Annotated in this window: 21 protein-coding genes; 4 read left to right on the forward strand and 17 right to left on the reverse strand. The window is 54.8% G+C overall.

The window, feature by feature from the left end; genetic code table 11:
* Positions 1–235: 235 nt before the first annotated feature.
* On the forward strand, positions 236–1,828 hold the full coding sequence (locus ABD971_RS12340; protein WP_339943096.1) for a glycoside hydrolase family protein: 1,593 nt from the start codon (positions 236–238) through the stop codon (positions 1,826–1,828).
* 428 nt (positions 1,829–2,256) lie between these two features.
* Positions 2,257–2,496 (forward strand): hypothetical protein, encoded by a 240-nt coding sequence (locus tag ABD971_RS12345; RefSeq protein WP_339943094.1) that lies wholly within the window; start codon positions 2,257–2,259, stop codon positions 2,494–2,496.
* A gap of 244 nt (positions 2,497–2,740) precedes the next feature.
* Here the strand turns inward: ABD971_RS12345 and ABD971_RS12350 are convergent, their stop codons facing one another.
* The 10 genes from ABD971_RS12350 to ABD971_RS12395 all read right to left on the reverse strand — a co-directional run bounded on the left by ABD971_RS12350 (position 2,741) and on the right by ABD971_RS12395 (position 11,957).
* Positions 2,741–3,865: a c-type cytochrome gene (locus tag ABD971_RS12350; RefSeq protein WP_345322457.1), complete on the reverse strand. Its 1,125-nt coding sequence runs from the start codon at positions 3,863–3,865 to the stop codon at positions 2,741–2,743.
* A complete protein-coding gene (locus ABD971_RS12355) occupies positions 3,862–4,497 on the reverse strand; it encodes a cytochrome c oxidase assembly protein (RefSeq protein WP_345322459.1) in 636 nt (211 codons plus the stop codon). Before ABD971_RS12355 ends, ABD971_RS12350 begins: the two co-directional genes overlap by 4 nt.
* Positions 4,497–4,784 carry a transmembrane prediction gene (locus ABD971_RS12360; RefSeq protein WP_345322461.1) on the reverse strand — a complete coding sequence of 96 codons (288 nt, stop codon included), beginning with the start codon at positions 4,782–4,784 and terminating at the stop codon, positions 4,497–4,499. The genes ABD971_RS12355 and ABD971_RS12360 overlap by 1 nt, the downstream gene beginning before the upstream one ends.
* Before the next feature lie 113 nt (positions 4,785–4,897).
* Positions 4,898–7,381 (reverse strand): cytochrome c oxidase subunit I, encoded by a 2,484-nt coding sequence (gene ctaD / locus ABD971_RS12365; protein ID WP_345322552.1) that lies wholly within the window; start codon positions 7,379–7,381, stop codon positions 4,898–4,900.
* Positions 7,382–7,458: 77 nt separating this feature from the next.
* A complete protein-coding gene (gene coxB, locus ABD971_RS12370; protein WP_345322463.1) occupies positions 7,459–8,367 on the reverse strand; it encodes a cytochrome c oxidase subunit II in 909 nt (302 codons plus the stop codon).
* A gap of 48 nt (positions 8,368–8,415) precedes the next feature.
* A complete protein-coding gene (locus tag ABD971_RS12375) occupies positions 8,416–8,775 on the reverse strand; it encodes a hypothetical protein (RefSeq protein ID WP_339943084.1) in 360 nt (119 codons plus the stop codon).
* An 87-nt stretch (positions 8,776–8,862) separates the two neighbouring features.
* Complete coding sequence (locus ABD971_RS12380) at positions 8,863–9,456, reverse strand: DUF6691 family protein (RefSeq protein WP_339943082.1); 594 nt, start codon at positions 9,454–9,456, stop codon at positions 8,863–8,865.
* A gap of 45 nt (positions 9,457–9,501) precedes the next feature.
* The gene (locus ABD971_RS12385) at positions 9,502–10,059 is read right to left on the reverse strand and encodes a YeeE/YedE thiosulfate transporter family protein (RefSeq protein ID WP_345322466.1); all 558 of its coding nucleotides are present in this window, start codon (positions 10,057–10,059) and stop codon (positions 9,502–9,504) included.
* Positions 10,056–11,630 carry an MBL fold metallo-hydrolase gene (locus ABD971_RS12390; protein ID WP_345322468.1) on the reverse strand — a complete coding sequence of 525 codons (1,575 nt, stop codon included), beginning with the start codon at positions 11,628–11,630 and terminating at the stop codon, positions 10,056–10,058. The genes ABD971_RS12385 and ABD971_RS12390 overlap by 4 nt, the downstream gene beginning before the upstream one ends.
* Positions 11,631–11,789: 159 nt before the next feature.
* Positions 11,790–11,957 carry a DUF1328 domain-containing protein gene (locus ABD971_RS12395; protein WP_339943077.1) on the reverse strand — a complete coding sequence of 56 codons (168 nt, stop codon included), beginning with the start codon at positions 11,955–11,957 and terminating at the stop codon, positions 11,790–11,792.
* A gap of 302 nt (positions 11,958–12,259) precedes the next feature.
* Between ABD971_RS12395 and ABD971_RS12400 the strand changes: the two genes are divergently transcribed.
* Both ABD971_RS12400 and ABD971_RS12405 read left to right on the forward strand, forming a co-directional pair.
* On the forward strand, positions 12,260–13,387 hold the full coding sequence (locus ABD971_RS12400; RefSeq protein WP_345322470.1) for a mechanosensitive ion channel family protein: 1,128 nt from the start codon (positions 12,260–12,262) through the stop codon (positions 13,385–13,387).
* Positions 13,388–13,400: 13 nt separating this feature from the next.
* The gene (locus tag ABD971_RS12405) at positions 13,401–14,087 is read left to right on the forward strand and encodes a hypothetical protein (protein ID WP_345322472.1); all 687 of its coding nucleotides are present in this window, start codon (positions 13,401–13,403) and stop codon (positions 14,085–14,087) included.
* A 75-nt stretch (positions 14,088–14,162) separates the two neighbouring features.
* On the opposite strand, the gene ABD971_RS12410 is transcribed toward ABD971_RS12405, so the two are convergent.
* From ABD971_RS12410 to ABD971_RS12440, 7 genes are read right to left on the reverse strand one after another with little or no spacing between them, the layout of a single operon-like run.
* On the reverse strand, positions 14,163–15,227 hold the full coding sequence (locus ABD971_RS12410) for a CNNM domain-containing protein (RefSeq protein ID WP_345322474.1): 1,065 nt from the start codon (positions 15,225–15,227) through the stop codon (positions 14,163–14,165).
* 9 nt (positions 15,228–15,236) lie between these two features.
* Complete coding sequence (locus tag ABD971_RS12415) at positions 15,237–15,596, reverse strand: Hpt domain-containing protein (protein WP_339943069.1); 360 nt, start codon at positions 15,594–15,596, stop codon at positions 15,237–15,239.
* A gap of 39 nt (positions 15,597–15,635) precedes the next feature.
* Positions 15,636–15,878: a hypothetical protein gene (locus tag ABD971_RS12420; RefSeq protein ID WP_339943067.1), complete on the reverse strand. Its 243-nt coding sequence runs from the start codon at positions 15,876–15,878 to the stop codon at positions 15,636–15,638.
* A gap of 5 nt (positions 15,879–15,883) precedes the next feature.
* Positions 15,884–16,408: a phage holin family protein gene (locus ABD971_RS12425; RefSeq protein WP_345322477.1), complete on the reverse strand. Its 525-nt coding sequence runs from the start codon at positions 16,406–16,408 to the stop codon at positions 15,884–15,886.
* Between the two features lie 5 nt (positions 16,409–16,413).
* Positions 16,414–16,614 (reverse strand): hypothetical protein, encoded by a 201-nt coding sequence (locus ABD971_RS12430; protein ID WP_339943062.1) that lies wholly within the window; start codon positions 16,612–16,614, stop codon positions 16,414–16,416.
* Positions 16,611–17,030: a hypothetical protein gene (locus tag ABD971_RS12435; RefSeq protein WP_345322480.1), complete on the reverse strand. Its 420-nt coding sequence runs from the start codon at positions 17,028–17,030 to the stop codon at positions 16,611–16,613. Before ABD971_RS12435 ends, ABD971_RS12430 begins: the two co-directional genes overlap by 4 nt.
* 2 nt (positions 17,031–17,032) lie before the next feature.
* Entirely contained in the window at positions 17,033–17,464 is a 432-nt protein-coding gene (locus ABD971_RS12440; RefSeq protein ID WP_339943060.1) for a CsbD family protein, read from the reverse strand.
* Positions 17,465–17,473 lie beyond the last annotated feature (9 nt).

The following is a 17,473-nucleotide window of genomic DNA, read 5'->3' on the forward strand; positions in this document are numbered from 1 at the left end:
CCGACCGAGGTGATTTTCCACCTCGCGAACATGCCCCATCGTTTCGATGGGGCATTTTTTTTGCCCCGCCCGAGGCATGGTTTCAAATCGCAAAACGCCACATGTGGCCCCAATTCCACGGAACGATCGCGATTGCAAGAAACACTCCGATCAATGTGGCATTTCGATGGCGGTTGCGTTAGTATTTTGCTATCAGATTTCGAGTACCGATCCTTTACGTTTGAGCGAGTCGATTATGTTTTCCGAAACCGATGGCAGTAGGAAAACGATTGGCGACGTCGACATTCTATTCCACAACGGGCTGTACCATCTGTTTCATCTGGTGCTGCCCAATCACGATTTCATCGCCCACGCGGTCAGCACCGACGCGATTAATTGGCGACGCGTCAGCAACGCCTTGTTCATCGGTGATCCCGGCAGCTGGGACGATCTGATGCTATGGACGATGCATGTGTCGCCTGATCCGCACCAGGCTGGGCGATGGAGGATGTTCTACACCGGTTTGTCGCGGCGTGATCAGGGCCGCTATCAACGTTTGGGAATGGCCGTCAGCGATGATCTGTACCATTGGCAAAAATCGCCCGTCCACTGGCAGGACCATCGTGGCCCCAAAGACCCCTCACGAGTCAAAGAAGCGGTACGGCAGAGTAGGCGTGAAGTCGCTGATTGCCTGCATGCCGAGTATGATTCGGAAAGCTGTCTGCCACTTGAACCGGACTCGCGCTACTACGAGTCCTCGCTAAGCGAGGGACGACACTGGGTTAGTTTTCGCGATCCGTTCTATTACCACGATGGAGAACACGGTTGGTTGTTAGCCGCCGGTCGGGTGAAGGAGGGTCCGATTGTCCGCCGTGGTTGTGTGGCGTTGATGAAGGAGGTTGCCCCGCATCATTTCGAAGCCCAACCGGCACTGCACCACCCGCGTCTTTACGATGACGTCGAAGTACCAAATTTGATCTATTTTGACGACGACTATTATTTGATCGGCAGCATCCGCGAAGATGCCAAAATCCGTTACTGGCACACAAAAAAGATCGGCGACCCGTGGCAAAGTTATCACGACAACGTTCTGTTGGCCCAAGGCAATTACGCCGGACGGGTGTGCCGTGATGACCACGGTTGGCTGCTCTGGAATTTCTATTCGATGAACTTGACTGATCGGACGGCCGAAAACTTGATGCCGCCGCCAAAGCGTTTGGTGCGAAGCGATTCGGGGTTGCTGCGAGCGGTGACGTTCGAGGGGATCGATGACTACCTTCGCGAAAGTATCGATTGCCGATGTATCCACAGTTTGATTGAAGATGTCGGCCCGCAAATTCAGGTGTGCCGAGTCGGCGGCGGTCATTTGGACCTCGCCTGTGAAAGTGGTTTCCAGGCGTTTGTCTTTGACGGCACCCTGGACTGTTTTCGCTTTCAGGCCAAATTGGAAATGCAAGGACTTGGTAAATGTGGAATCGTCTTTCGCTTAGATCCCGAAACACGTGACGGATATTACCTGTCGCTCGACATTTTGAAGGGAGTCGCCCAGCTTCGCGCCTGGGGTACCGGAGCCGATGGCAGCGGTGAACACATGATGACATTCCGATCGCTGCAAACAGGTTTTTGGTATTCCAAATCACGCAGCGAGGCATCAATCCAACTACTGGCTTTTGGTAGCTATCTGGAATTGTCTGTCGATGGCCGAGTCGTGCTGTCGCTGGCAGACCAAACGTTCGATACCGGCCAATTAGGCATCTATCTGGAGGCTGCTGAAGTTCGCGTTTCCGAAGTGGAACTCGACCGATTAGCCTCACCGAGCCAGACTGATGACCATCTCGCCAGTGGCTGAGCGATTGAGCTGAAAAAGTCGTTTGGGTTATTCGATCGAATAGTGCGCAGTCTGCAAGCAAAGCAACGCACGGTCTGAGCGTTTTTGACCCTAGTTGGCTCAAATTTTTCCAGCAATGGGTTGCCTCATTATTGGATTTCTTTTTTGTTTCCGCGACACCGATGGCAGTACCGGCCAACGGTTCGTGTCCGAGTCAAATCAAATCCGACAAAGCCACGCCGATTTTCAGCGAGGCAATTTGTGTGCCAGCAGTGCAAGCCAGATCTGGGCGACGCCAATCACATTTGCGTGGTCTAAAAATTGCTGTTTGACCGATTGCCCCCATCCAACTTCTCTGCGCCAAAGGCTCGCTCATGATTTCGTCGCCAAGCTCCGCTCGTCGCCTCCCCGCAAACCCTTCTTCTGCGGCCCCGACGAGCGGACCAACTTTGAATCCTGCGGCGGTGGTTCATGCCGCACATCGCTTGCAAGGTCGTCGGTTGGAAGCAGTACTTCGGGAAACCGGACGTCGGCAACTGCGAGAGGTGGGCGTCATCGTGGATGGCCGAGCGGTTATCATCGAAGGGCGAGTTGACACCTATGTCTTGAAGCAGATTGCCCAGGAGTCGCTCCGCCCGCACCTGCGTGGCATGACGCTCCGCAATCGCTTGGTCGTTTCGCCCAAATGATTTAGCCCCCGCCTTTGCCCATGGCAGTCGGCCGCCACCTTCATTGGTGAGTAATTCAACGGTATTAGCTGGTGTCGCTGCGTTTACCACCGGCTAATGTCTAAAAATCCCTCCGGGATGAGATAATTCATCCACCAAAGCACTGCAAAAAAATGGCTGAAGGTCCCTACACAAAATTCATGCTACCTCTACCGGTCACGAGAAAAATCGACGTTCCAAGTTGACAGCATCGGAAACCAAGCTTTCAGTGTGAGTAGTACAACGCTAACGCATCGATCTGTTCGTCGGACAACTTGCTGGCGATCCCATGCATTAAGTCCGCATTTTCAGTGCCGCCGCGAGCTTGATCGGCAAACAGATGCAACTGCTGACGCAGGTATGCTGCCGGTTGTCCTTCCAATCGAGGATACTCGACACTGCGGTCGATCGGGGTGGGGCCGTGACATTCGACACACGATGCGATCTTCTGCGGTCCGTCACCATGATTGGCAAGCGATTTTCCGAGTTCGTACAGCGTTTGTTCGGATTCATTCAATTCACGTGATTTGGCTTCCGCAGGGTGCGATGACGGCTCGTCCGCACCGCTTTCCGACGGATGTGCGGGCTGTATTGAAAAGTATTCCGCAAGCTTTCGAATTTCCGCTGCGTCCAGCCGAGCTGCGATTGGTTCCATGATCCCGCTGTGTCGATGCCCTGTTTTAAATGCCTTGAGCGTCATCTCGAGATACTCGCGGTTTTGCCCCGCGATTACGGGAACGCGATCTCCGGCGCGGCCGTGACCGTGGGCTCCATGACATGACGCACAGGCGTCTGCGACAAGTTGCTTCGTCGCCGAATCGGTCTCCATCGACACCTGAACATGGCCTAAATAGGTCGCCACGTCCATTTCTGGGAACGATTTCAAGAACGCCACCAGCGGCCAAACTTCATCATCTCGCTGCCGCGACGGCCAAGCCGGCATCCCCGCGAACTTGATTCCATGCTTGACGATGTAAAACAACTCGCGTGGCTCTTGATCGAACGTTGCCGTGGGAAAGTAGGGAGGCGCTGGCGTCATCTCCGCTGGCACACGCGGCACAGGCAATCCAGGGCGTCCGTGACACCAACGGCAATTCGCGTCGTAGCTTGCCGCGCCTAATCGAATCATGCCCGGTTCGTCCAGTGGCGGCGATTCGATCCCCGCACTATGAAAATCGACCGATCGATCACTGGCGAAATCGAGTATCCAAGCGGTGATCGGCCAGTGTCCGCTGCTGGCTTTGATCGGAAATACACCCGAGACCAATACGACGATGCCGATCACGCCCAAGCCCACCAACAGGATCGTGAGCTCTTTGAGACGTTGCCAATTTGTTCGTGAGTTGTTCATCCCTCATTCGTCCCCATTTCGAGTCGACCGAGCGACACGAGATCTTTCGTTAACCACAATCCACCAGCAAGAAATGCGATCCCACCAACGACCAACATGACAGCGCCACCGAGATGCTGATCCATGATCGGCGTCAACATTTCGCTGCGGCCATGGTGCATGTACAACAATCGTGGTGACATCACCAACAAAGCTCCGAGCAATGTCATGTGCATCGAAGTTAACAGCAGTCCGATCACCCCAGCGGCACTGCGGCCACGATCACGTGGGGCGGTGCCGCCGAACGCGGACATCCACACCCACAAACCCGCGGCTAAAAACATGCCTTGTTCGATCACAAACCCCACTGCGGAATGCCGAGCCCAATGATGCAGTCCCGGCGCATGCCAGGCCCACACAATCAACAGTTCCCCCACGGAGGCAGGAACCGGAGAAAAGGGACGCGGAAACCGGATCACTGGATCCCATGCTTTCCCCGCAATGGCAATCGCAAGCAGCGGTGCCGCTACCGCAACCACCGCCATATGCAGCGTCATGTGTGCAGCAAACGACGCGGTCGCCAAGTCGGGAAGCGGCCCCAACCATGCCGCTGCCAAAAAGATCCAACCAAGGTTCCAACACGCGAGTTGCATCAGTCACAACTCCCCACAAACACGACCACCAGCGAGGTGAAAATCGCCGCGACTCCGCTTAACAGCGATAACAAAAAGGTGGCTTGACCAGTGAAACGAATGTGGTCCTCGGGGGTATCCTCGTCATGTGGTGCGTTGCCCCCGTTGCGGTGTTGCCGATAACTCAGGAATCCTATCCCGACGATGATCGCGAGTGCGAGGACGGTATAAACGGCAATCGCGATTCGCACCGGGGTCGCGTCGGCACTGTCATCAGCAAACTTGGCACACCAAATTGCGATTGTCATATAACTCGCTAAAAAGTGGACTGCCCAGACGCCGGGGGGCACTACCAACCAGAGAATATGGTTGCGTCGCACAGGGGTCGGCTCGTTCGAAATCACGGGATACGCTCCTTTGCTTACGCCACCCACGGGAACCAAGCAATCACGGCAACCGTGATCAGCGACGTCAACGCCAAAAAATGCCAGTATAACATCACGTTGGTGATGTCCGCGTCATAACGAGCAGTCATCTTCCCAGCCAATCGGCGTGCGACACAGTACGCTTGCATCAGAGCTCCGACACACAAGTGCACAACGGTCCAAAGTACTAACACGCAAACGATGGCGGGATAAACATGACGGCTCGGATCCATCTGAGTCAGCATGGGTGTTCCCCCCAGTACGATTGCGGCACACAGCGACGCTAAAATCGCAATCACGCTGCTGAGATAAAATCCGAATGCCTTGTCGTTTCGATTCAATTTGTGAGCTGCCACTATCGATCCCCAAGCGATCCCGGCGGCGACAAGCGAGACGGTCGGCCACAGCGTGCCCGGTCCCGCCGCATCCTGAGGAGGAAAATCTTCGTGGATGGTCCAATAAAAAAAGTAGCCAAACACCAACGACATGAACGCGGTCATATCGCCGAGCATGGTAATAAACATCGCCCACCATCCGACCGCTCGCGGACCCGATACGTAGATCGGCAAGCTTAACCCCAACCCCACGTCCTTGTGCGATTTTTCGGGAATCACCGCCGTTCCGGTCCACAGCCAAGCGATCACCGTCGCCAGCGCCAACACGCCGCTGATCACCGACGCAGTCCACCAATGGTAGGTCGAAAAGATAAACACGCCTCCGGTAAACAACGCCGCGTAAAAGGTCAGAAACGTGGGTCCGGGAACGCGTAGACATTGAATCGGTTTGGCATCCATCGTGGACGTCACCAATGTTTCTCGCAGTCCTTCTTCGGCGTCCGGCAGATAAAATTTGCCCTGGTCGATGTCGTCAACAAAGTTCTCTTGATCCCAAAGGGGATAACGACTTTTGATGATTGGAATTGATCGTATTCCCCATGGTTGATCGGGAACCTCGGCCAACCATTCCAACGTTCCGGCGTTCCAGCAATTTCGAGCGGCAAGCGGTTCGTGTTTCTTCGGTCGCAGCACGTCCCACAGAAACACAACAAACCCGGCTGCCAACACGAATGCGCCCACGGTCGAAATTAGATTCAACGTGTCAAATCCCATGTCGGCGGGATACGTATAGACTCGCCGCGGCATCCCCAACAACCCGGTCAAATGCATTGGAAAAAAGCTGACGTTAAATCCGATCAACGTCAACCAAAATGCCCAACGTCCGTAGCGTTCGGACAACTGTTTTCCCATGACAAGGGGATAGTAGTAATAAACGCCAGCCATGATTGGAAAGATCGTGCCGCCGACCAAAACATAATGCAGATGTCCGACGATAAAGTAGGTGTCATGAGCCTGGTAATCAAACGGAGCCACGGCAACCATCACGCCCGTTAACCCGCCGATGATAAACGTCGCCAAACCCGCCAGCACAAACAGCAGCGAAACCGACCGCGTGATCCGGCCGATCAACAACGTGGCAATAAAGCAAAAAATTTGAATGCCCGTGGGGATCGCAACCGCTTCGGACGCCGCGGAAAAAATCCCAATCGTCAGCCCCGGCAATCCGGTCGTGAACATGTGGTGAACCCACAATCCAAAACTCAAAAAACCGGTCCCCACCGCCGCCAATACGATCCATCCATAGCCAGCCATCGGAACACGGGCAAACGTCGGCACGATCATCGCCACCAATGCGATCGACGGCAGAAACACGATATAGACTTCGGGGTGACCGAAGATCCAAAACAGATGTTGCCACAATAGCGGATCACCACCGCGGGATGCATCAAAGAACGGCCAATCCAGCGTCCGTTCCAATTCCATCAACAAGTCGCCCGCGATCAGCGGTGGGAATGCAAACAGGATCATCACGGCGACCACAAGGATGTACCAGGCATACAGCGGGATCAAATTCAGCCGCATTCCTGGCGGTCGACACTTCAGCACGCCGACGATCAATTCCACCGCCGCGGCAATCGAGGCCACTTCGATGAACGACAGTCCCAACAACCAAATATCGACTCCGACACCGGATTGATACTCGGTCGTCATTGGTGGGTACATAAACCAGCCGCCGCGCGGCGCCACCCCGAAAAATAGCGACCCGCAAACGAAGATTCCGCCGATCAAAAAGCACCAATAGCCGTACGCCGACAAGCGTGGAAACGGCAAATCGCGAGCTCCCAACATCTGCGGCAGCAACATGATCGAAATCGCTTCGAGAATCGGCACCGCGAACAAAAACATCATCACGCTGCCGTGCATCGTGAAGACCTGATTGTACTGTTCGGGTGTTAACCAGTCGTTGTCGGGCAGTGCTAATTGGATCCGCATCACCAACGCGAGCACGCCGCCGAACAAAAAGAAGGCGAACGCAGTGACGGTATACCACAATCCGACCTCGGAATTATTCACCGCCGACCAATAACGCCACCCCGTGGGCGTCCGCCACGGTGCAAGCAACCGCTTGGCTTGCGCGGTCATGCCGTCATCGGATACCGGGACGTAGTCTAGCGAACGGTTGTCGGAGGTCAATTGATCGTCGGCGAGATCGTCCTGGCTCATTTTAATTGCTCCAGGTAAGCGACCATCTGCCTCAAATCATGCTCAGGCAACGAATCAAATTCCGGCATGTCGGCTCCTGGTTTGACATCATGAGTCTGCGTGATCCAGCGAGCCAGATTCTCGGGATTGTTCTTCAACACGCCGGCCGCGATACTGATCCGGCTACCAAAATGGGTTAGATCGGGGCCGACCTTTCCTTCCGCCACAGTGCCGCGAATCGTATGGCACGCACTGCAGCCGTATTTGAGGAATTGTTGCTGTCCTGCGATTGCATCAAGTTCGACAGGTTGTTTGGCTGATGCAGATTGCCCGACCAGCCAATCGTTAAATTCATCGACAGGCATGACAACGACGTCAAAATTCATCTGCGCATGCGCGGTGCCACAGAACTCGGCACATGCGCCGCGGTAAGTCCCCACCCGCGTCGGGTATAGCTGTAACCGCGTTTGGCGTCCCGGGATCATATCGACTTTGCCACCAAGCGAAGGGATCCAAAACGAATGGATTACGTCTTCGCTATTCAGCTTGAATTCGACCGGCTGATTGACGGGGATTCGGATTTCGTTGGCGGATGCGATTGTATCGCCGTCGGCGGTCAGGTAGTCGACACGCCACCACCAAAGCACTCCGCTGACGTGAATCTGCAGACTTCCGGGCGGTGCAGGTCGATGCAGCTCGGGTAACATCGGCAGCGCGACACAAAGTAGACCGGTCAACACGATGGTGGGAAACACCGCGCCGCCGCCAATGACTAACATTTTGGTGGTGCGGGGATGATGTCGTCCTGGTTGGTAGATAGCGTAAACGGCAACGCCAATCACGATCAACCAGATCGCAACTGCGCCGGCACTCATCCAGTAAAACAGAATCGCAATGTCCTCAGACGCTCGGCCTGCGGAATTCAAAGTCGATTGCGGCGTGTCGATGATCCCTCTCCCCGTGCAGAATCACGATCAAGCGTCGGTTGCCGAACTGATATTTGCCGCTTTGGCCTTGCTGTCGTCCCCGGGCTGCTTTGATTCCCAACGTGCCAAATCGTCGAATTGTTTTTGTAACTTGCCAGTGATACTCGAGAGGGCTCCGCCGCGATGCATCGACGTATCACGACAGCGGTCTTTTACACGGTTTTCGATCTCGACTTGTAGCGAGGCTCCCTCTTTACGTGAAAAGCCACTCATCAATAGCGACTTCAGCAGCGGTTTGGTTGAAGCTTCGTCCATCGCCGTTGTAGGCTCGTTGCCTTCGAGTTGCTCGCAGCAAATCGCCGCGAGCTTGTTGAGTTGTTCGTTGATTTGTGGGTTTGTATCGCTCATCCGTCATCTCTTAAAAAAATGTTGTAAACCGCTCGTTCCTAGGCTCCAGCCTAGAAACGCATTGCCCCCTCGTTCCCGTCATGGCCTTTACCGGACCGTCATCGTTTCGATGATCGCCAACACGACGCACAGAATGATAGCGCTGCCGACGACCACGACCGTGCGGTTGATCGGCAACCAATCATGGAGCGTCAACTTTCCACGGTCACCGATCGGATCGATCTTGCGGCCGATCCATCCCGAGCACTCCGCAAACAGATACGAACCACCCACCATGCCAATCATCATCGCGATCGCATCGTAGTTGCCTTGCCCGAGTGCGGCAGCACCGGTCCCCGGACAATAGGCAGACAATCCGAATCCGGCACCAAACAGCAAACCACCGAGGATGTTCGATGCGAAACGCGTCGGTTTAATATGCAGCTCGACTTTTCCAGCACGGTGAAGCAAATGAATCCCAATCATGCCGACGATCACTGCGGACAGCATCACTTTCAAAACAGTAAAGTCTTGAAGCAACAACTGACCGATCAGCACGTTGAACTTTGCAACGCCCCCTTTTTGTAGCAGAAAGCCAAAGGCGATCCCAAACACCATTCCCAGGGCGAGCGTCTGTGCACCGGCTGCATCTGTCTCTTTTTTTAGTTTCGATTCCGACGATGGGTGAACCGTGGTTGCCATCATATTCTCCGTCATTAGGACCGCTGGATAGGTTTCTTTCCGTCACTAAATCGCATAAACCAACATGGCGGTGATGATCCCACCGATGAAAAAGCAGATCGCAGAGACCCAGGAACCGACCGCCAACTGCAGCGTGCCGCTAATCCCATGTCCGCTGGTACATCCACCGGCCATTCGTGCTCCGAATGCCATCATCATGCCGCCTGCTAGCGCCACCACGATCCGCAACAATCCGCTGTCAGCGCCAAAACGGTCTTGCCACATCGCGGGCAGCAATCGCCCGGTCAATTCATTGCCTGTCCATGCGGCCACGAAGGCCCCCACCACCACGCCGCACACCAACATCACTTCCCATCCCACTTTGGGAGATTTCTTTTTGAAAAAGGCAAGCGAATGCGTGTGCGCCGGTGCGACTTTCTCGCCGATCAAACCAGCCACTCGCGCATACGCCGTGCTGGCTCCGAGCGGCTTATTCGAAAAATAGAAAGTCAACATCGACAAAACGCCGATCAAGGCACCGACCAAGTAAGGCGACCAAGCAGGCCCCGCGTACTGCAACGCGTCCACCTGATCCGCCGCCAGCAGACTAAATTCGCCGATCATGACTGCGATCCTTTATCGTGTTCGACCTCGTAACCCGCTGCGGTCCAAGCACCGTAGCTGCCGGGAATATTGGCGACTTGCTGAAAGCCTCGCGACTGCATCAAACTCGATGCAATACTGGCTCGATAGCCGCTTGCGCAATACGTGGCGTAACGCTTCGATTTATCGAGTCCCATGATTCGTTCTCGCATGTCACCGATGAAGTGGTGCTCCGCACCCGGCAGATGGCCTGATTCCCATTCGCCGGGAGACCGAACATCTACCAAGTTCAGATGAGAACCATTGCTCTGATCTTGATGCACCTCTTCGACACTGATTTGCTCGAGCTTTTGCAATGGCAACCCCGAGACTTCCCAAGCCTTCATGCCACCGGCCAAATAGCCAGCAAATTGCGAGTGCCCAGTACGCACGATCAATCGCTGCACTGATTCGACATCATCGTCGTTGTCCACGACCAATAGCAATCGCTGATCAAGATCAAACATCTGACCAACCCAAGCCGACATTTCTGGACGGGCACCAATATTGATCGCTCCAGGAACATGGCCTCCGCCGAACGCTAACATCGAACGCGTATCGATAATCGTGACTCCCGGCTCACGTGCAACCTTGCGGAACTCGCTTGGCGGCAACGCAGGGATAGTAGGTAACCGATCCATAATTTCTGGACCGGCGGCGTTCACCTTCTTTAGCATTGGATAGTGCCATGGTGCCGGCGGGGCATCATCAACGACAAACGCCCGAAACGCGTCGAAGCCAGGAAATCGCAGGAATTTATTGGTACGTCGTTCATAACCGATCGTACTGAGCATCCGGTCTCCAATATCAGCTCCGCACGCCGACCCTGCCCCGTGCCCGGGATAGATCGTCACGTAATCGTCGAGTTTCAAGTAATAGTCGTAAAGAGTTTTGTACAGATCCTTGGCCAACCCCTCGGTCTCGGCTTCGCCTAGCAAGTCGGGCCGACCCGCCGAACCGACAAACAACGAGTCTCCGCTGAAAACCGCCCAAGGCATCTCGGCGTGCTTGGATTCGCGAAGTTCAAACGACATATGCTCTGGCGTATGCCCCGGTGTATGCCGCGCGGTCAGCCGAAACGAACCGAAATCAAACTCCTGCCCATCTTTGATCGGCTCGCCTTCGAATTTGTAGTCCGCCCTGACACCGCTGACGCAAATCTTCGCGGTACCAATTCGCTCGGCCAACGAACGACTGCCTGAAACAAAGTCCGCGTGAATGTGGGTTTCAAAAATATGCGTGATCGAAACGCCATGTTTACGAGCGAGCGTTTCGTAGACTTCCACATCGGTTCGAGGGTCAATTACCGCCGCATGCCCCGTGCTGGTGTCACCCACCAAGTAAGACAACTGAGCAATACCGTCTGTCAGAAGAGGTTCGAGAAAAAACATCACGACATCCTTTTTGATTAATGAGTTTTTGAAAACAACAAGCAGGCCTGCGATAAACAGACCCGTGGTGACACAGCACCGCCCGTAGCGAGGCTTTCGCCGCCCCGGTGTTTTGCCGAAGCGGTTACTCGCGGCGACCGGGCGACTTGCGCTCAATGTCATCTACTTTGGCTAGCGGTGCGGCGAAAGCCGCCCGGGTGCAGCGAGTAAAACATTCGAGATTTACCGGGCGGCTTGCGCCGCTCCGCTACAAAAGCCACTCGGTTAGCGCCAAAGTAGATGGCATTGGGATTTCGCGGCGTTCGCTAGCCAGTTTCCGTCTTAGACCGTCGGTCCACGTCGTCCCATGACCAAGCTGATAATGAACAGCACAAGGAACACGACGAACAGCACTTTGGCAATCATCGCGGCTGAACCTGCGATCCCACCAAAACCAAGTACCGCCGCGATCAACGCGATTACCAAAAACGTGATTGCCCAACCTAACATCGGAGTCTCCAATCGAAACAGAAAGTGAGTGTGTGTATACGATCGATCCGTCGGCGACAGTCACCCACGGGTTACGTTACGAAGGAGATTGATATTGCGATTCTCGTGCCACACGTAAGCGAATCCTGAAAATGCCTCAAAACCGTTCGTTCCGATCTAGATTTGACTGAGCACCACGCAGCATGGTCGGCGGCAAGCCAGGAAATGAGTCCGTTGTGCAAGCAAAACCCAAAGCAGAGTAAAGGCATAAGAGTTGCGTTCCCGCTTGTGATGGATAATCAACCAACACGCGAGGCAAACCAATGGCTACTCCTTTAAATCTTCTTTCCTTCGCTCTCGCAGTGCCCCAAGACGACGCGGCGACGGATGCGGCAACATCCGAAGCGGCTAATGAAGTCGCTAACCCAAACGACGTCCCAGGCGAAGTGGACGTCAGCATCGATACGGTGTGGGGAACGGTTGACAATATGGTCGACAGTTTCATGGACCGGTTGCCGTTCCTACTCGTTGGCGTCGTCGTGTTTGCCATTTTCTACTTTATTGCCAAGCTAGTACGGCGGTTTGTCCGACGCGCAACGAAAGACAAAAGCTCAGCGAATCTGGGACGAGTGATGGGGCGAGTCGCTCAGTGGGTGTTGATTTTCGTAGGGCTGATCCTCGCGGTCGCGATCATGGCTCCTTCGATCACGCCAGGAAAATTGCTGACCTCGCTTGGCATCGGTGGCGTTGCGATTGGATTTGCCTTTAAGGACATTTTGCAGAACTTTATGGCCGGTTTGCTGATCCTGCTGAATGAACCGTTCAAAATCGGGGACCAAATTGCTTCGGGTGACCACGAAGGGACCGTCGAATCGATCGAGACGCGAGCGACGCTGATCAAGACATACGATGGCAAGCGGGTGGTGATTCCCAACAGCCAGATCTATACAAACCCCGTTGTCGTCAACACCGCCTACGATGCGATTCGAACACAATACGACGTCGGCGTCGGCTATGGGGACGATCTGCGACAAGCAGCGAAAATCATCCTGCAAACTCTCGAATCGGCCGAGGGCGTGGTAAGCGATCCGGCGCCCGATGTGGTCGCAACGGAACTTGGCGGCAGCAGTGTGGTGTTGAGAGCACGGTGGTGGACGGCTCCCGAACGTGCCAACGTCGTTCGCGTCGGAAATTCAGTCATCTCGGATATCAAAGAAGCCCTTGACGATGCGGGCATCGATATGCCGTATCCTACCAATGTGACGTTGCTACACGATCAAACCGAAGATCGCGATGGTGACCGAACGCGTCAACGTGAGGGCTGGCCCGCGGGCGAGAACCCTCCGAAACCTCGCCCCATTGGAAGCCAACGCAATGAAAACAAAAGTAAGTCCCCAAGTGATGCCGGCGACACTCAGGCAATGAACGCCGATCGCCCCCATGCCGAATAAAAAGGATTATCCGATGCCCGAATCTTCATCTTGGTTGGCCCATCAATGGGTGGTCGCTGGAATCGTATCTTCGACCGCGCGGTTTATCCCGGTTCCATTCGTCGATGACATCGTCCGCGATCAATGTCGGCGTTTCGTCGTATCACGTACATTGTCGGCACACAACCGCAGCGATTTACTCGGTGACCTAAAACCCTATTACTCCAATAGTGGCGGTTGCTTGACAGGATGTTTGGGGTTACTGGCGAAAGCGCCGCTGAAAATCCTGTTATTTCCGCTTCGCAAAATCGTCGCCATGGTCACTTCGATTCGCGGTGTGCCGCTTGAAATCATGAGAACGGTGCTGCTTGGTCGCACGTTGGACCGGTATCTACAACAAGATCACGTGACACTCGATTCCGCAAATGCCAATCGAATGCGGTTGGCGTTTGAGGACACGTTTGCCCACATGGATTTTCGCGTGCTGCGTGCCGCGTTGGCTGATGCCCTATCGAGCGTCAACGGATGGAAGTCTGCGGCGATCACCGTTGCCACTCGCGTCGCAGGACAAAAAGAGGCCTCAGAGGAGGATCTACAATCCGACCCCAAGGTCGACAGTGGAGCGGAACGCGTTTCCGAGGTGCTGGAACGCCCCGAAACCCTCGAATTGTTCGCCGAGTTTGATCGCCGCTTCGATAGTGCGCTTGAGCAACTTGGCTGAGCCAGCGGGGTCTGCAGCCTCGGCAGCGACCAGCATCACTTACGCCCCGCTGAGTTATTCGCGGGACGACGGGGGTTATTCGCGGGACGACGGTGCTGCAATTCCTTGCTTTTCGCGTCGCATTTCCCAGCGTTGGCGTGCGAGTTCTTGCATATCGACCGTCGCATCGTGTTCATCGACGATCTCGAGCCCTAACAGCGTTTCGATGATGTCCTCGAGCGTCACCAATCCTTCGACGCCGCCAAATTTGTCCATCACCATTGCGATGTGGGCACGTGAATCGAGCAGATGGTCAAAGGCGACGGTAATGCTTTCGTCTTCGCCGATTCGCAAGATGGGACGCGAAAAATCGCTCAAAGGCTTGTCGCTGTCCCCCGAAACCACGGACGCCAACAAATCACTTCGTAATACAAACCCCGTAACGATATCGCGTCGTTCTCGGTAAATCGGAATCCGAGAAACGGGCAGCGTCTTTAGCTCCTCTACCATTTCGGATAAATGCCGCGATTCTTCGAACGAGATCACCACCGTGCTGGGCGTCATCACGTCTTCGACCGTGATCGATTCGAGCTTCAACAGGTTGCGTAAGATGCGAGATTCGTGCTGTTTCAACAACCCCTCGCGAGTCCCCAATTCGGCGACAGCAGCGATCTCGGCTCGCGTGACGAGTTGCTGTTTCTTGTTGCCTGACAACCATCGTGTTAAAAACTCTGACATCCAAACCAGCGGCAACATCAAGATGATCAAGCCTTGAACCAGCAGTGCAACACTGCCAGCGAGCCGGCGCCAATGCAATGCCCCCACGGTCTTGGGAATGATTTCGCTAAGCACCAGGATCATCAGCGTCAGTAGCGCACTGATCACTCCGAGGTATTGATCGCCATAGATCTTGGCCGCTTGTGCCCCGACGCCCGCCGCCCCGACGGTATGCGCGATCGTATTAAGACTGAGGATCGCCGCTAGCGGCCGATCAATATTTTCTTTGAGCTGGATGATTCGCTTCGAGGATTTCGTTTTGTCTTGCCGACGCTCGGCAATGAAGCTTGGTGTGATTGAAAGCAGAACGGCTTCGGCGATCGAACACAGAAACGAGAAACCAATCGCGATGCACAAATACGTGATGAGCAGGAAATAGTCCATGAGGATGAATCAGTATTTGTCGTTGAGCTGTTGGACTTGCCCAACCAAATATTTCAGCGACGGCATCAGGTCGCGAAACATCATCGTTGCCGATTCCGTGTGTCCCAGACGAGCCTCGTCAATGAAGGGTTGTAACTGGGCAACCGGGGGGCCTGTTTGGAAGGTGCTCAGCAGCCCCTTGAGCGCATGAGCTGTCTGAGCCACCTCACCAAGCTGGTCCGATTGCAACTGATTCTCGAGTTCTGCCAGCATCCCTGGAGCATCCTCGGATACGATTTCAGCAAGCTCGATGAACATTTCCTCATCCCCCCCCACACGTTCAAGGGCATCGGAAAATTGAGTTCGCTCGGCTTCGCTTAATGTTGACATAATTCATTCACGCCTTGATTTTGGGATCGTAACCAGATTTTAGGGTCGCAGCTTCCATCCGACGATGACGCCGATTCCAAATGCCCAACAAGCAGCGACATCGGGATTATCCTTGGCATACGCTTTGACCAAGCTAAAAACATCCTGAGCAGGTTCTTTGACGTAATGCGTTGCTGCACCCTGGGCAGCCTCACCCGCCCCGGCCGCAATCCGGCTGGCCGTCTCTTTTGCCTGATCCGATCGTGTCGGGGACTTGCTATTTTCAGTAGGAATATTTGACATTGATTTTACCTTGGGTAAACCGGGGGACGCTGGTCGGAGTCGTGCGTGGAACCGCTCCACGCTGACGGTCGACGTAAATCAGGATCATCGTCCGAGAACGAATCACGCCGAATCTGGTTTCGAGGTGAGGTTTTCGGCGACACCAACGTGGCCTTTAACCACCGCAAATTTTCAGCAAACTCGGACTTGCTTTCACTCATCGCCGCCGCTGCAGCGCTGACCGCTTTCAGCGCGATCCAGCCGAGCAGTGCGACGATTGCAAAAAACACCGCTCCAACGATCAACAACGAAGCGCCCGCTGTTAGCTCAGTGAATTCTGACAGCAAAAAGCCGCCACCGATCATCAGCACTGTCAAGGCGGAACCTGCCAACGCAATCGCAATGCCGCCACAGGCGACAGCTTGTGAAAGCTTGCGTTTGGCCGCCTGGCTGTCGACCGACAACAACTGCATTTGCAGTTCAAACAGGTCGAGGACGTCTTCGGTCACCCGCTGGAAACTGGACTGTTGATCGCGTGATTGTTCAGTCATTAGATTTACCAATTCTTTCGTTTGACGAGCCAACCGATCACGACTCCGACGGCCATCGCGGTAGCAACAGCGATCGCGGGCTGGGCTTCGATGGCGTTTTGAAGACGTCGAGGAATTCGATTTTCTTCTTCCTCGATCGCCAGCATGTGTTCTCGCTGCAGCCCACTCGGCTCGGTGCGGCGACGATGTTCTAGAGGGGCGATCATGATACGCGGTGACTCCTGTCTTTAAGAATCGAGTCGATAGGATACTTTGACGAAAATGCGTTAGTGAAGTGATTCGCCGCCATCGTCGTCGCTTGCCTTAGCAACAACGTCGCGACCGCACCGGCGATCCCGCCTAACATGCCTCGCTTGGCGGGAGCACTCGGCTGCGAGACACCTTCGTGGTGAACCACAACCGTGTCTCGCTGCTTTTGCTTGGCGGGAACCAACCAATAACCGACGACCATCGCGGCCGCCAGGATAGGCAGCGGTCGACGTGACATGTGGTATCGCCAATCCGACAATTGTTTGACCCGTTGCCGCGCGTCATCGACATCGTAGGGCAAGTCGGTGCGGATCTCACGCATCCGCGAACGAATCGCCTCGGACTGTTTTTCGGTTGCAAGCGTAGTGGCCATGTCTATTTCTTTCGACCCAAGAACAAGAATGCACCCGCAGCGATCCCCAAACCAAAGGCGATCGCCAATGTCTCGCCTGGTCGTGTGCGTACTCGCTCGGCCACCTTGGCTGAGTAATCACCGGATTGAGCCGCGAAACGCTGTGCTTGCTCTTTGGCAAACTGACTCGCCTCGGCAGCCATCTTTTGAGCGGCATCGCTGTATTGCTGAACCGTTTCGGCCGCTTGGTCGCGGACGCCGTTGCTGAACAAGCTATCGAGAAACCGTTCGACTTCGCTGCGTGTCGCTCCGGTTTTCTGCTGGACCACGCCGACCAATCGATCCGCCGAACCTTCGGCGCGACGCAAATCATCTTCGGTCAGTTGCGCCCAGTGCTCTTTCAGACGCCCCTTCACTTCGTTCCAGTGACCTCTAAGTTGTTCTCGATTTGGCATGAGTCTCTC

This window comes from Novipirellula rosea (genome assembly GCF_039541335.1).
GTDB lineage: Bacteria > Planctomycetota > Planctomycetia > Pirellulales > Pirellulaceae > Novipirellula > Novipirellula rosea.

Excerpts from the sequence above, each read along its gene's own strand:
- ABD971_RS12340 (WP_339943096.1), top strand. The coding sequence starts at position 236 with ATGTTTTCCGAAACCGATGGCAGTAGGAAAACGATTGGCGACGTCGAC.
- ABD971_RS12350 (WP_345322457.1), bottom strand. The coding sequence starts at position 3,865 with ATGAACAACTCACGAACAAATTGGCAACGTCTCAAAGAGCTCACGATC.
- ABD971_RS12355 (WP_345322459.1), bottom strand. The coding sequence starts at position 4,497 with ATGCAACTCGCGTGTTGGAACCTTGGTTGGATCTTTTTGGCAGCGGCA.
- ABD971_RS12360 (WP_345322461.1), bottom strand. The coding sequence starts at position 4,784 with ATGACAATCGCAATTTGGTGTGCCAAGTTTGCTGATGACAGTGCCGAC.
- ctaD (WP_345322552.1), bottom strand. The coding sequence starts at position 7,381 with ATGACCGCGCAAGCCAAGCGGTTGCTTGCACCGTGGCGGACGCCCACG.
- ABD971_RS12375 (WP_339943084.1), bottom strand. The coding sequence starts at position 8,775 with ATGAGCGATACAAACCCACAAATCAACGAACAACTCAACAAGCTCGCG.
- ABD971_RS12380 (WP_339943082.1), bottom strand. The coding sequence starts at position 9,456 with ATGGCAACCACGGTTCACCCATCGTCGGAATCGAAACTAAAAAAAGAG.
- ABD971_RS12385 (WP_345322466.1), bottom strand. The coding sequence starts at position 10,059 with ATGATCGGCGAATTTAGTCTGCTGGCGGCGGATCAGGTGGACGCGTTG.
- ABD971_RS12390 (WP_345322468.1), bottom strand. The coding sequence starts at position 11,630 with ATGACATTGAGCGCAAGTCGCCCGGTCGCCGCGAGTAACCGCTTCGGC.
- ABD971_RS12395 (WP_339943077.1), bottom strand. The coding sequence starts at position 11,957 with ATGTTAGGTTGGGCAATCACGTTTTTGGTAATCGCGTTGATCGCGGCG.
- ABD971_RS12400 (WP_345322470.1), top strand. The coding sequence starts at position 12,260 with ATGGCTACTCCTTTAAATCTTCTTTCCTTCGCTCTCGCAGTGCCCCAA.
- ABD971_RS12405 (WP_345322472.1), top strand. The coding sequence starts at position 13,401 with ATGCCCGAATCTTCATCTTGGTTGGCCCATCAATGGGTGGTCGCTGGA.
- ABD971_RS12410 (WP_345322474.1), bottom strand. The coding sequence starts at position 15,227 with ATGGACTATTTCCTGCTCATCACGTATTTGTGCATCGCGATTGGTTTC.
- ABD971_RS12415 (WP_339943069.1), bottom strand. The coding sequence starts at position 15,596 with ATGTCAACATTAAGCGAAGCCGAGCGAACTCAATTTTCCGATGCCCTT.
- ABD971_RS12420 (WP_339943067.1), bottom strand. The coding sequence starts at position 15,878 with ATGTCAAATATTCCTACTGAAAATAGCAAGTCCCCGACACGATCGGAT.
- ABD971_RS12425 (WP_345322477.1), bottom strand. The coding sequence starts at position 16,408 with ATGACTGAACAATCACGCGATCAACAGTCCAGTTTCCAGCGGGTGACC.
- ABD971_RS12430 (WP_339943062.1), bottom strand. The coding sequence starts at position 16,614 with ATGATCGCCCCTCTAGAACATCGTCGCCGCACCGAGCCGAGTGGGCTG.
- ABD971_RS12435 (WP_345322480.1), bottom strand. The coding sequence starts at position 17,030 with ATGGCCACTACGCTTGCAACCGAAAAACAGTCCGAGGCGATTCGTTCG.
- ABD971_RS12440 (WP_339943060.1), bottom strand. The coding sequence starts at position 17,464 with ATGCCAAATCGAGAACAACTTAGAGGTCACTGGAACGAAGTGAAGGGG.